Origin of the sequence: Amycolatopsis sp. MJM2582 (assembly GCF_000754115.1) — a bacterium.
In the GTDB taxonomy this organism is placed as follows: domain Bacteria; phylum Actinomycetota; class Actinomycetes; order Mycobacteriales; family Pseudonocardiaceae; genus Amycolatopsis; species Amycolatopsis japonica.
This window is the reverse complement of the sequence record NZ_JPLW01000002.1, coordinates 1,205,638-1,217,878: the sequence shown is the minus strand read 5'-3', so window position 1 is coordinate 1,217,878 and position 12,241 is coordinate 1,205,638. Positions and strand designations below refer to the sequence as shown.

Sequence of the window (12,241 nt, the reverse complement as noted above, 5' to 3'; positions counted from 1 at the left end):
CACTCAGCCGCAGGAGAGGGTGCCGGCGCGGAGCGCGTGGCCGCTTTCGTTCCCGTCGTCGGCCCAGACCACCTGCTTGGTCCCGGAGGCGCACGTGGCCGAAATCGCGAAGCCTTCGTTGTTGTAGTCCGGCATTCCGCTCGGACGGTCGTAGGTGGCCGTGACGGCGAACGCGCCCTGCGCGTCGACGGCGAGTGTCGCCGAGTCGCCGCCGCAGTTGTCGTCGCAGACCGCCCACAGCCTTCCGGTGGAAGCCTCGTACTCGAGTTCCATGATCGAGTCGAGCCCGCTCGCGAAGCTCGCGACTCGGGTGTACTTCCCGCCGGCCTGGTCCAGCGCGTAGGCGTAGATCATCCCGTTGCTTTCGAGGCCGACCAGGTAGAGACCGGTCCCGTGGCCGGGGTAGCTGCCCGGGTTGTACGGCGCCTTCGTGCGCTGGTCGACGAACCCCTTGGCGGTGAGGGCGCTGTCCGGGATCCACGAGACGGCTTCGAGACCGTCGTTGGCCGACACCTTCGGCAGGTCCGCCGTCAGATCCCATTCGGCCTTGGCGCTGAGGGTCTTGGCCGTGCCGGAGACGTCGTACCGGAGCACCTTGAGCGCGCTCGTCTTGCTGTTGTCGCCGTCGCGTTCGGTGGCCGCGACCACGCCGTCCGGGGTGGCCACGACAGCTTCGGCGTCGGGGTCGCCCTTGCCGCTGCGGTAGCGCAACTGCTTGCCCGACGACCAGCCGTTGGCGGTGTCCGGCTGCCATTTCGAGCCGTTGCGCACGAGGCGGTACAGCGTGCCGGGGCCGTTCTTGACCGCCCAGAGGACGTCCGGGCCGCCGAACGACAGGCCGCTCATGTTGCCGCCGAGGACGTTCGACCCGTCGGCGTTCGTGACGGCCGACCCTCCCGGCCACGGGCTGTTCGCCGTCGTGGACGCGGTGGCGGTGGTGGCGGGCAGGACCAGCAGGGTCGCGGCGACGGTGGCCACGGCGGCGGGTCGGATCCGGCGGGATGATCTGGGCATTCGCGCTCCTTCGGGGCGGACGAAGTGGGTCGCGGCGGGTCATCACAAGTTAAGTAAGTTTCCTTACGAATACAAGATATCGCCAGATTCTCACGAAATGAAGCAACGCTGGGTTTACAAAGAGTGTCCTCTTGTCAAACTGGCTGTACATCACCTATGGTTTTGTAAACCCAGCCAATGGAGGAGGGTGCGATGAGCGAGATGACGGGCACGATCCCGGCGGGCTCGACCGAACGCTGGACCGACGGCAAGCGGTATCTGTGGCTGATCGGCCTGGTGGTGCCTTCGCTCGCGTTCCTGGCCATCGGCCTGCACGCGGCCACCGGCTGGGGGGTGTGGTTCTGGATCGGGCCGATCGTGATCCTGGTGATCGTGCCGCTGATCGACCTGGTGGCCGGGCTGGACCGCAGCAATCCGCCCGACGACGTGATCGAACGGCTGGAGCGGGATCGCTACTACCGGTGGATCACCTTCGCGTTCCTGCCCATCCAGTACGCGGGTTTCGTGGTGGCGTTCTGGCTGATCGCCCGGGGTGACCTGTCCGTCGCGGACAAGATCGGCCTGGCGATCTCGATCGGCTGCATCGGCGGGATCGGCATCAACACCGCGCACGAACTCGGGCACAAGAAGGAGAGCCACGAGCGCTGGCTGTCGAAGATCGCGCTGGCGCAGAGCTTCTACGGCCACTTCTACATCGAGCACAACCGCGGCCACCACGTCCGGGTGGCCACCCCCGAGGACCCGGCCAGCAGCCGGGTGGGGGAGAGCTTCTACCGATTCTGGCCGCGCACCGTGTTCGGCTCGCTGAAGTCCGCGTGGGGGCTGGAGCGCAAGCGCTACGCCCGGCGCGACCGGCATCCGTTCCGGATCGGCAACGACGTGCTCAACGCCTGGCTGATGTCGGCGGTGCTGTGGGCGGCGATGGCCGTGTGGCTGGGGCCGGGGATCCTGCCGTACCTGGTGATCCAGGCGGTGGTCGGGTTCTCGCTGCTGGAGGTCGTGAACTACATGGAGCACTACGGCATGCGTCGGCAGATGGTCGGCCCGCCGAACCGCCGGCGGTACGAACGCGTGGACCCCAGCCACAGCTGGAACTCCAACAACATCGCCACCAACGTACTGCTCTACCACCTGCAGCGGCACAGCGATCACCACGCCAACCCGACCCGCCGCTACCAGACGCTGCGCGATTTCGCGGAATCGCCGGTGCTCCCGACGGGCTACGCCGGGATGATCGTGCTGGCGCTGGTCCCGCCGGTCTGGCGGCGCGTGATGGATCCGCGGGTGCTCGCGCATTTCGACGGCGACATCTCCCGCGCCAACATCCAGCCGTCGAAGCGGGCCAAGGTGCTGGCGCGGTACGGAACGCGGGTCACCGCGCCGTCGCGGCACGTCGCCGACACGCACGGCGACGCGACCGAGGGCGGGATGTGCCCCGGCTGCGGCTATGTGTACGACGAGAAACTCGGCGACCCACGGGAGGGTTTCCCCGCCGGGACCCCGTGGTCGGCGATCCCGGACTCGTGGTGCTGTCCGGACTGCGGCGTGCGGGAGAAGGTCGATTTCGTGGCACCGGGAAGGGTCGGAGCATGATGAAGATCGAGGCGGACCGCGCGAAATGCGACGGGCTGGGCATGTGCGAGGCGATGGCACCCGACTTCTTCGAAGTGGGCGACGACGGCACGGTCGTGGTGCTCGACGAACAGCCCGGTGAGGAACACCGCCAGGACCTGTCGGCCGCCGTCGACGCCTGCCCGGTCCTCGCCCTGAAACTGCGGGACTGATCATGGCACTGGTCGTCGTGGGTGCGTCGCTGGCCGGGTTGCGCGCGGTGGAGGCGGCGCGCCGGGACGGATACCGGGGGCGGATCGTGCTGATCGGCGCGGAGGACCACCCGCCGTACGACCGGCTCCCGCTGTCGAAGTCGTTCCTGGACGCGGAAGGACCCGGCGAGGTCGAGCCGTTCCACGGCGAGGACGCGTTGCGCGACGAGTTCGGTGTCGAGCTGATGCTCGGCGCGCCCGCGGACGGGCTCGACACCGCCGCCCGCGAGGTTTCGGTGGCGGGAAGGACGGTTCCCTACGAGGCATTGGTGATCGCGACCGGCGCCACCGCGCGGCGGCTGCCCGGTAGTGAGGGGATCGCCGGCGTCCACACGTTGAGGACGGCCGAGGACGCACTGGCGGTCCGTGCGGCGCTCGACGCAGGGGCACGCACGGTCGTGATCGGCGCGGGCTTCATCGGCTCGGAGGTCGCGGCCGCGGCTCGGAAACGCGGGCTGCCGTCGACGATCGTCGAGACGCTCGACGTCCCGCTCGTCCGGTCCGTCGGCGCCGAGGCCGGCGCGGTGTGCGCCTCGCTGCACCGGGAGGCGGGTACGGAACTGCGGTTGTCCACCACGGTCACCGGCCTGGAGTCCGATGGCGGTGCGGTGACGGGGGTCCGGCTCTCGACCGGCGAGGTGCTGCCCGCCGATCTGGTGGTCGCCGGCATCGGCGTCGTCCCGGCCACCGGCTGGCTGGCCGGAAGCGGGGTACCGCTGCACGAGGGCGACGGCGGCGTGGTGTGCGACGCCACGCTCGCGACCGGGGTGCCCGGCGTGTATGCCGCCGGGGATGTCGCACATGCGGCGAATCCGTTGTTCGGCGGCGAGTCGATGCGGCTGGAGCACTGGACGAACGCCGCGGAACAGGGTGCCGCGGCCGCTCGTCACGCGCTCGCGCCGGAAGCGGCGAAGACGTTGTCGCCGGTGCCGTACTTCTGGTCGGACTGGTACGACCATCGGATCCAGTTCGTCGGCACCCCGCGTGCGGACGAGGTGGTGGCCGCCGTCCCGGAGTCCGGTGGTTACACCGCGCTGTACCGGCGCGGGGACCGGATCGTGGGGGCGCTGACCGTCGACCGGCCGCGGGAGATCATGAAGTACCGTCGGCACATCGCGGGGCGGGCGCCGTGGCGTGAGGCGCTGGCGTTCGCTGCGAAGACGGCGCGCGTCTCTCTTCGGCCGGAGGCCTCGGATTTCCGGAGGCGGGCCGCCGATGTGGATGAGCGAGTGACCGGCGAATACCGCGGCCCGGCTACGGAAATCCGAAAGCGCGCCTGGAAAGGCACAGCCTAGAATGACGATCATGAGTGAGGCACCGGTTACGGGAGGTCCGTACCGTCAACCGATCGTCGCGTCGGCGATCGAGCTGACCGTGCGTTCCGGCTGGTCCTCGGTGACGATGAGCAAACTCGCGGAGATCGTCGGCGTCAGCCGCCAGACCGTCTACAACGAACTCGGCTCGAAGACCCAGCTCGCCGAAGCGATGATCTCGCACGAACTCGCCCGGTTCCTCTCGGTGGTCCGGGATGCCTTCGAGCGGCACCCCGAAGACCTCGTCGAGGCGATCCACGACGCCGTCCGCGGCGTCCTCGAACTCGCCGACGACAATCTCCTGCTGCGTGCCATCGTCTCGGCCACGCACGGCGCCGACACCGAGTTGCTGCCGCTGCTGACGGTGCGGGCCGGGAGCCTGCTGAGCGAAGCGACCGTCATGCTGCGCGGGCGAGTCCGCGCCTACGGGCCGCCGCTGGACGCCGCGCAGCTGGACGTGGCGATCGACGTCGTGGTCCGGACCGTGCTGAGCCACATCATGCAGCCGTCGGACACTCCGGCACGCACGGCCGACGCCCTGGCGTGGATGGCCTCACGGGTGCTCGGCGCGACGACGACCCGTTCATTGCGGCATCTCTCGGAGAATTAGCGCCGCGGTCTCCGCCGGGGTCAGCCGGGTGTTGTCGATACGCACGTGATCGTGCCGCTCGATCAGGTCCTGGGCGTGGGTGCGCCACGTGTCGTCGGTGTTCATGACGTAGTCGCGGTCGAGTTCGAGCAGATTGGCGCGGGAGAAGTCGAGGTCGCGCTTGCTGGGTTTGCGGTCGAGGCGGAGTTCGGTGGTGTTCCGTTCGAGGCGTTCGTCGAGATCCGCGTACAGCTCGACGAAACGCGTCCTGCCGCCCCGCGACCGGACGATGTCGACGTACGAGGTGATGAGGTCGGTGTCCTCGGGGAGATCGAGACCCCATACGTAGGTGAAGACGAGGCCGGGCAACGCGGCGTCGGCCGCCTCCTCGATGACGCGGCGGCGGAACTCGTTCACGAGCCTGCCGAACGGCGGTGAGCCGAACGGGAAGATGCCGAGCACCGGCTCGACGGTCATGTGGTTGTGGAACAGCTTGAACCCGGTGAGCTTGCACAACTCCTCGCCGACGGTCATCTTGCCGACGGCGGGCGGTCCGAAGATCACGAAGAAGTCCACTCGGCCACGGTAGTGGGCTCCCGATTCGGGGCGCGCGGAATTTGTCGGTGCCGTGTGCGACGCTCCACCGATGATCGTCGTGTTCGATGCCGAGCTCTGGGTCTGGGACGCCCGCCGTGGGGAGACCTGGACCTTCGTCAGCCTGCCCCAGGACATCTCCGAGGAGATCCGCGAAATCACCGACGGGCCGCGCCGGGGGTTCGGAGCGGTCCGGGTCCAGGTCGGTATCGGCGGTAGCAAATGGAAGACGTCGATCTTCCCGGATGCCAAACAAGGTGCCTATGTATTGCCGGTCAAGAAAGCGGTTCGCAAGGCCGAAGGAATCGAGGAAGGTGATATGGCGAAAGTGACCGTCGAGCTGATCGATCTCTGACCGTCAGAGGAGGCGTTCACCGAGCGGCGTCGTCCGGTAGAGGACGCCGCGGCCGGAGCGTTCACGCGTGACGAGTCCGCTGTCCCGCAGGACCTTGAGGTGCTGGGAGACGGCGCTCGGCGTCACGCCCAAGGCGCGCGCGAGGTCGGTCGTGGTCGCGGGGGAGGACAACGCGGTCAGGAGAGTGGCTCGCGTCCGGCCGAGAAGTCGTATCGTCGTGGACCCGGGTGCCCGGGTTCCGGCGGCCCACAGGGTGCCGGTTCCCCGCGCCGGATAGCGGATCGTGGTCTGGGTCGACGTGTTCTTCTTGACCAGGACGTACGGCGAGCCGAGGACGACGGGGATCAGCACGAGACCGCCGGGTCCTCGCGTGACGACACGATGCTGATCGCGCCACCGCTCGCCGGCCAGGATCACCCGGTCGTCGTGCCAGCGCAGATCCGGATGCAGATCCGCGAACAACCGCTCGGCCCCACCCGCGGTCAGTTGCCGCGCGCGGAACCCGATGTCGGCGTCCAGTGCCGCTCGCATCCGCGGCCAATGCGGCGCGACGAGACGGTCGTGGGCTTCGCGCAGTTCGTTGGCGATTTCGCGCAGGCCGGATCGCGGGTTGTCGGCCAGTGCTGCCGCGGCGCGGGGAAGCTTCGCGCCGAAGACCCGGTCGAGGCTGGCTCTCACCCGGGCTTCGGGGGTTCGCCGCACCGCGTCCAGGTCGTTTTCGAGCGAAGCTCTCGAACCCCGCGGAGCAGGGACAAGGAACTCGGGCCAGCTGAGCCTGCCGTTGACGAGCAGCGGCCAGGTCCGGGGAAGATCGAGCGGCGCGCGATCGAGTTCCTCCCGTGCCCACCGTAGCCAGGGCAGATTGACCGGATTCCGGTCGAGGCCGGCGATCTGCAACAGGCAGGCCACGGTCTCGGACAGTGGCGAGATCGCGAACCGGGTCGCGGCCAGTTCGGAGACGCCCAGCTCGATGGTCATCGGCATCGCTCGAGTATGTAGCCATGAGCTAAATGGTGTCTCCGGAACACCGGACGTCGCCACGATCCGACCATGCCCGACCTACCCCCTGCCTACCGGCGGCTTTGGTGGGCCACCGGGATCGACAGCCTCGGCAACGGCGTCTTCGCGGCGGCGCTGCCCTTGCTGGCGGTGACGGTGAGCCACGACGCCAGAGACGTCGCCCTGGTCTCCGCGGCGACGTACCTGCCGTGGCTTCTGCTGTCGCTCACCGCCGGTTCCGTCGTCGACAAGGTCGACCGAACGAGCCTCATGTGGCGAACGCAGACACTCCAAGCCCTGATCGTCGGTGTGCTCACCGCGCTCGTCGCGGCAGGGGCCGTCACCGTGCCCGTGCTCGTCCTGCTCGCCTTCGCGCTGGGGGCGTGTGACGTCTTCTACGACAACGCGGCGCAAACGGCGGTTCCGGATCTCGTGCCGGAAGGCCTGCTGCACCAGGCGAACGGCAGGCAGCAGGTGGCGATGATCGTGGGCAGGCAGTTCCTGGGCCCGCCGCTCGGGAGCCTTTTCTTCGCACTCGCCTGGACGTTGCCGTTCGCCGTCGACGCCGCGTCCTTCGTCATCGCCGCGGTGCTCCTGGCGAAGCTGCCCGGACGAGGCGGTCAGGCGGAAAGCGCGAAGGTCCTCGATGGGGTCCGGTGGCTGATGAGGCACCGGTTGCTGCGCGCTCTCGCGTTGCTGTTGGGCGTCAACACCTTCTGTGGGCAGCTCGGGAACGCGACGCTCGTCCTGTTCGTGACCGACGTGCTGCATCTCGGCACGGGGGTGTTCGGTCTCCTGCTCGCCGGTGCGGCGATCGGCGGTGTGGTGGGCGGGCTGGTGGTCACCAGGCTGGTCGCCTGGCTCGGCGACCTCCGCGCGCTGCTCGTCTCGCTCGCCGTGAACGCCGTGGTCTTCCTCGGAATGGGGTTCAGCCCGAACATCGCCGTACTCGGCGGGTTCTGGGCTGCGAGCAGCTTCGTGACGACCATTTGGAACGTCGTCACCGTCGGCGTCCGGCACCAGGAGGTGCCGTCCGCTCTGCTCGGCCGGGTCAACAGCGTCTACCGGCTGCTCGGCTGGGGGCTGATGCCGCTCGGCGCGCTGACCGGAGGGCTGCTCGCGCACAGGTTCGGGCTTCGCGTTCCCTATCCCGTCGCGGGCGTCGTGCGCGGCCTCGCGCTCTTGGCCGCGCTTCCGGTGATCGTTCCGGCGATGCGGGGCACTACTCCTCGGTGAGCTCGGCCAGCTGATCCGCGGCGTCCTGGTTCCCGGCCGCGGCCAGCCTCCGCAGTTCGTCCAGGGCGCCCAGTTCGGTCGCCGTTTCGATCAGCTGGTCCGCCGCGTCTCTGCTGCCGCCGTCGGCCAGCTGCCGGAGTTCGGCCAGGTCGCCGCTTTCGGCGGCGGCCTGGATCCGTTCGTCGATGGCGTCTTGATCAGCGCTCATGGTCACCAGGTTACGGGCACGGTGCTCATTCCCGGCCGGTCTTCGCCAGTTTCGACGGCCACCAGATCTTCCGCCCGACGTCCACTGCCAGTGCCGGTACCAGCAGGGAGCGCACCAGGAGCGTATCGAGCAGGACGCCGAACGCGACGATGAAGGCCAGCTGCGCCAGGAAGAGGATCGGCAGGACGGCGAGGGCGGCGAAGGTCGCGGCGAGTACGACACCCGCGGACGTGATCACGCCGCCGGTGACGCGCAGACCGCGCAGCGTGCCTTCCCGCGTGCCGATCTCGCCCGCCTCTTCGCGGACCCTGGTCATCAGGAAGATGTTGTAGTCGATCCCCAGCGCGACAAGGAAGACGAAGCCGAACAGCGGGACGACGGGGTCCGCTCCGGGGAAGTCGAAGACGTGGTTGAACACCAGCGCTGAGACTCCCATCGTCGCGGCGAACGACAGCACCACCGTGCCGATCAGCAGCAGCGGTGCCAGCAGTGACCGCAGCAGCAGCGCGAGCACGAGGAAGATCACGGCCAGGACGATCGGGATGATCACCGTCCGGTCGTGCTCGGAGGTCTCCCGCGTGTCGAGCAGGGTGGCCGTGGGGCCGCCGACCTTGGTGCCGTCGACGGTGTGCACGGCGTCGCGGATCCGCTGCACCGTCGCGACGGCCGCGTCGGAGTCCGGGGGATCGGCGAGAACGGCGTCGATCTTCGCGAGCCCGCCCGCTTCGGTGCTTTGGCGGACGTCCGAGACGCCGGGGACACGCGCCAGCGCGGTGACGGCCTGAGCCTGGCCGGCGGGAGCGATGATCACCGTCGGCGAGCCGGAGCCGCCGGGGAAGTAGCGCGAGAGGACTTCCTGTCCCGCGACGGAATCGACCGGGGTGAGGAAGACGTCGGACTGCGCGGTGCCGGAAGCCTTGAGCTGGGGGAGGAACGCGCCGCCCGCGAGCAGGACGACGGTCGTGACGATCCAGATCGTCCGCGGTGCGCGGGAGACCAGGCCGGAGACGCGTGCCCAAAGCCCGCCGGTCTCGTCGCGCGGCGGGGCCACCGCCGGACGGAAGGGCCAGAAGGCGTTGCGCCCGCACAAGGCCAGGACGGCGGGCAGGAACGTGATGGTGGTGAGGAAGGCGGCGCCGATGCCGATGGCGGCGACCGGGCCGAGTCCCTTGTTGGAGTTCAGATCGCTGAACAGCAGGCACAGCACGCCGAGGATGACGGTCCCGGCGGAGGCCGCGATCGGCTCGATGGTCGAGCGCCAGGCCGTGCGGAGTGCGGTGCGGGCGTCGTCTGTCGTCCGGAGTTCTTCGCGGTAGCGCGAGATCATCAGGAGCGCGTAGTCGGTGGCGGCGCCGAAGACGAGGATGAACAGGATTCCCTGGCTCTGCCCGTTCAGCGCCAGCACGTCGTGCTCCGCGAGCAGGTACACCGCGAGACTCGCCGTGCCCAGCGCGAACACCGCCGACAGCAGCACGAGCAGGGGGAGGAGCGGGCTCCGGTACACGATGATCAGGATGAGCGCGACCACCGCGCCCGCGACCAGGAGCAGCAGCCCGTCGATCCCGCCGAACGCCTCCTTGAGGTCGGCGACCTGCGCGGCGGGACCGGTCACGAGCACTTTCAACCCGTCCGGGGTGTCACGGGCGAGAGACTCCCGCAAAGCCTCGACGCCGTCACCGGGGTCGGTCGTGGCGTCGAGGAGCACGACCACCTGCGCGCCCGCGTTGCTCTGCGGAGCCGGGACGAGCCGTGCGTTCGACGTCCGGTCGGCGAGGAACCGCTTGTCGGCCTCGGTCAGGCCCGACGGCCGCTCGGCGACGACGATCGCCGGGATGACGGCGGCGCTGGAGAACTGCTTCTGGAGCTCGCCCACTTCGGTCGCTTCGGCCGACGCGGGCAGGAAACTGCTGCTGTCGTTCTCCGTGACCTGGCTGAGCTTCCCCGCGTACGGGCCGCTGAAGCCGCCGAAGATCAGCCAGGCGACCGCCACCAGGGCCGGCAGCAGCCACCGCAGACGTGACCGGGTGCGGGCGGGACGTTCGACTTCCGAGATCATGAGCGGATGGCTCCAGTGCTACTTCGACGAGTGAATAGTTCGACCATCGAAATAGTAGAGTGGTCATCCGGGCGGGGCAACGTGAGGGGAGCTACCCGACATGGCTGAGGACGCCGAACAGGTCACGGACGACCTGCTCGTACTCCTGCTGCGGCAGCTGACCGTCGAATCGGACCGGTTCGCGGAACTGTTCGGAGAGAAGCACGGCCTGCACCGGACCGACCTCAACGCGCTCGCGGTGATCATGGACGCCGCCAGGATGGGGGCGCCGATGAGTCCGAGCACGCTCGCGAGCGCGTTGCACCTGAGCGCGTCGGCGACCACGGCGGTGCTGGACCGGCTGGAGCGGGCCGGGCACCTGCATCGCGACCGGAGCGCGACCGACCGGCGCAAGGTCGAGTTGCGGATGCACGAGAAGGCGCGCGAGATCGGGGCCGAGTTCTTCCTGCCCCTCGGACGGCGCTACGCCGAAGCCTGGCGGGAGATGGGGGAGGACGAGCGGCGGGCGGTCGCCCGGTTCCTTCGGGGCACCATCGCCGCGACCGTCGAAGTGCGAGGCCGGCTCGCACCGTGAAGACTCGGGAGCATGCGATGTGTGGTGCTCGGGGCGACGGGATATGTCGGTGGACGGCTGGTGCCGCAACTGCTCGAAGCGGGGCACGAGGTCCGCGTGGTGGCCCGGTCGCCTGAGAAGGTCGCCGAGGAGCCGTGGCGCGACCGGGTTGAGGTCGAACGCGGCGACGTCACGGATCCGTCCTCGATCGAGACGGCGCTGACCGGCTGCGAGGTCGTCTACTACCTCGTGCATTCGTTGGCGCGCAAGGACTTCGTCGACGTCGACCGCGAGGGGGCCAAGACGGTCGCCGAGGCCGCGAAGACGGCGGGCGCGCGGCGGCTGGTGTACCTGGGCGGCATCGTGCCGGACGACGAGGAGTTGTCGCCGCATCTCGCGTCGCGCGCCGAAGTGGGCCGGGTCCTGCTGGACTCCGGGGTGCCCGCGATCGTCCTGCAGGCCGCGGTGATCATCGGCTCCGGCTCGGCGAGTTTTGAGATGCTGCGCTACCTGACGGAGCGGCTCCCGGCGATGGTCACGCCGCGCTGGGTGCGCAACCGCATCCAGCCGATCGCGATCCGGGACGTGCTGCACTACCTCGTGCACGCGGCCGAACTGCCGTCCGAAGTGAACGGTGCCTTCGACATCGGCGGGCCCGACGTGCTGACCTATTTGGACATGATGCGCCGCTACGCCGTCGTGGCGGGCTTGCCGCGACGTGCCGTCGTCCCCGTGCCGGTGCTGACCCCGTGGCTGTCCGCGCAATGGGTCAACCTGGTCACGCCCGTGCCGAAGGCGATCGCGGTGCCGCTGATCGAGTCGCTGGTGCACGAGGTCGTCTGTCACGACCACGCGATCGCCGAGCACATCCCCGATCCGGAGGCGGGGCTGACCCACTACGAGCGCGCCGTCGAACTGGCGCTGTCCCGGATCCGCAACGCCGACGTGCCGACCCGCTGGTCGGACGCGTCGGGTGACGTGGCGCCCTCGGATCCGCTGCCGAGCGATCCGGACTGGGCGGGCGGGACCGTGTACGAGGACAAGCGTGAGCAGTGGACGGACGCCTCGCCGGAGGCACTGTGGGACGTCATCGAGTCCATCGGCGGGGAACACGGGTGGTACTCGTTCCCGCTGGCCTGGTCGGTGCGCGGCTGGGCGGACCGGCTCGTCGGCGGTGTCGGGTTGCGGCGCGGCAGGCGGGATCCGCGACGGCTGCATCTCGGTGAGGCGCTGGATTGGTGGCGCGTCGAGTACCTCGACCGGCCGCGGCTGCTGCGGTTGCGGGCGGAGATGAAGCTACCGGGCCGTGCCTGGCTCGAACTCGGCGTCGAGTCCGATGAGGACGGTCGGACGATCTACCGGCAGCGCGCGGTGTTCGAGCCGCACGGGCTGGCCGGGCACGCGTACTGGAAGGGGATCGCGCCGTTCCACGGCGTCGTCTTCGGTGGCATGGTCCGCAACATCACCGGTGCGGCGCAGAAAGCGAGACAAACGGGGTGAA

The 12,241-nt window shown here is 69.3% G+C and carries 13 protein-coding genes; 8 read left to right on the top strand and 5 right to left on the bottom strand.

Features of this window, described 5'->3' with window-relative positions:
• Positions 1-3 precede the first annotated feature (3 nt).
• Positions 4-1,014, bottom strand: a complete 1,011-nt coding sequence (locus ED92_RS15855) for a hypothetical protein (RefSeq protein ID WP_037338606.1) — start codon at positions 1,012-1,014, stop codon at positions 4-6.
• 192 nt (positions 1,015-1,206) lie between these two features.
• Here ED92_RS15855 and ED92_RS15850 point away from each other — a divergent pair, with 192 nt between their 5' ends.
• Genes ED92_RS15850 through ED92_RS15835 form a run of 4 tightly spaced genes read left to right on the top strand, consistent with a single transcriptional unit; the run spans position 1,207 to position 4,760 of the window.
• Entirely contained in the window at positions 1,207-2,607 is a 1,401-nt protein-coding gene (locus ED92_RS15850) for a fatty acid desaturase (RefSeq protein WP_016334611.1), read from the top strand.
• Positions 2,604-2,798 carry a ferredoxin gene (locus ED92_RS15845; protein ID WP_037338602.1) on the top strand — a complete coding sequence of 65 codons (195 nt, stop codon included), beginning with the start codon at positions 2,604-2,606 and terminating at the stop codon, positions 2,796-2,798. Before ED92_RS15850 ends, ED92_RS15845 begins: the two co-directional genes overlap by 4 nt.
• A 2-nt stretch (positions 2,799-2,800) precedes the next feature.
• Complete coding sequence (locus ED92_RS15840) at positions 2,801-4,132, top strand: NAD(P)/FAD-dependent oxidoreductase (protein WP_235213286.1); 1,332 nt, start codon at positions 2,801-2,803, stop codon at positions 4,130-4,132.
• A gap of 1 nt (position 4,133) precedes the next feature.
• Positions 4,134-4,760 carry a TetR family transcriptional regulator gene (locus ED92_RS15835; protein WP_037338600.1) on the top strand — a complete coding sequence of 209 codons (627 nt, stop codon included), beginning with the start codon at positions 4,134-4,136 and terminating at the stop codon, positions 4,758-4,760.
• Here ED92_RS15835 and ED92_RS15830 read toward each other — a convergent pair.
• Positions 4,734-5,315, bottom strand: coding sequence for an AAA family ATPase (locus tag ED92_RS15830; RefSeq protein WP_037338597.1), 582 nt, complete (start codon positions 5,313-5,315; stop codon positions 4,734-4,736). The genes ED92_RS15835 and ED92_RS15830 overlap by 27 nt on opposite strands.
• A 70-nt stretch (positions 5,316-5,385) precedes the next feature.
• On the opposite strand from ED92_RS15830, the gene ED92_RS15825 reads away from it, so the two are divergent.
• Entirely contained in the window at positions 5,386-5,688 is a 303-nt protein-coding gene (locus ED92_RS15825) for a DUF1905 domain-containing protein (RefSeq protein ID WP_037338595.1), read from the top strand.
• Between the two features lie 3 nt (positions 5,689-5,691).
• On the opposite strand, the gene ED92_RS15820 is transcribed toward ED92_RS15825, so the two are convergent.
• Positions 5,692-6,672 carry a metalloregulator ArsR/SmtB family transcription factor gene (locus ED92_RS15820; RefSeq protein ID WP_235213285.1) on the bottom strand — a complete coding sequence of 327 codons (981 nt, stop codon included), beginning with the start codon at positions 6,670-6,672 and terminating at the stop codon, positions 5,692-5,694.
• Positions 6,673-6,738: 66 nt separating this feature from the next.
• Here ED92_RS15820 and ED92_RS15815 point away from each other — a divergent pair, with 66 nt between their 5' ends.
• The gene (locus ED92_RS15815; protein WP_037338592.1) at positions 6,739-7,923 is read left to right on the top strand and encodes an MFS transporter; all 1,185 of its coding nucleotides are present in this window, start codon (positions 6,739-6,741) and stop codon (positions 7,921-7,923) included.
• Here the strand turns inward: ED92_RS15815 and ED92_RS15810 are convergent.
• Both ED92_RS15810 and ED92_RS15805 read right to left on the bottom strand, forming a co-directional pair.
• Positions 7,910-8,131 (bottom strand): hypothetical protein, encoded by a 222-nt coding sequence (locus ED92_RS15810; RefSeq protein WP_037340107.1) that lies wholly within the window; start codon positions 8,129-8,131, stop codon positions 7,910-7,912. The two genes, ED92_RS15815 and ED92_RS15810, sit on opposite strands and share 14 nt — an antisense overlap.
• Positions 8,132-8,156: 25 nt before the next feature.
• Positions 8,157-10,187 (bottom strand): efflux RND transporter permease subunit, encoded by a 2,031-nt coding sequence (locus ED92_RS15805; RefSeq protein WP_052120593.1) that lies wholly within the window; start codon positions 10,185-10,187, stop codon positions 8,157-8,159.
• Positions 10,188-10,287: 100 nt separating this feature from the next.
• Here ED92_RS15805 and ED92_RS15800 point away from each other — a divergent pair, with 100 nt between their 5' ends.
• Together ED92_RS15800 and ED92_RS15795 are read left to right on the top strand one after the other, a co-directional pair.
• On the top strand, positions 10,288-10,761 hold the full coding sequence (locus tag ED92_RS15800; protein ID WP_037338589.1) for a MarR family transcriptional regulator: 474 nt from the start codon (positions 10,288-10,290) through the stop codon (positions 10,759-10,761).
• Positions 10,762-10,773: 12 nt separating this feature from the next.
• Positions 10,774-12,240 (top strand): SDR family oxidoreductase, encoded by a 1,467-nt coding sequence (locus ED92_RS15795; protein WP_037338587.1) that lies wholly within the window; start codon positions 10,774-10,776, stop codon positions 12,238-12,240.
• The last annotated feature ends 1 nt before the right edge of the window (position 12,241 follow it).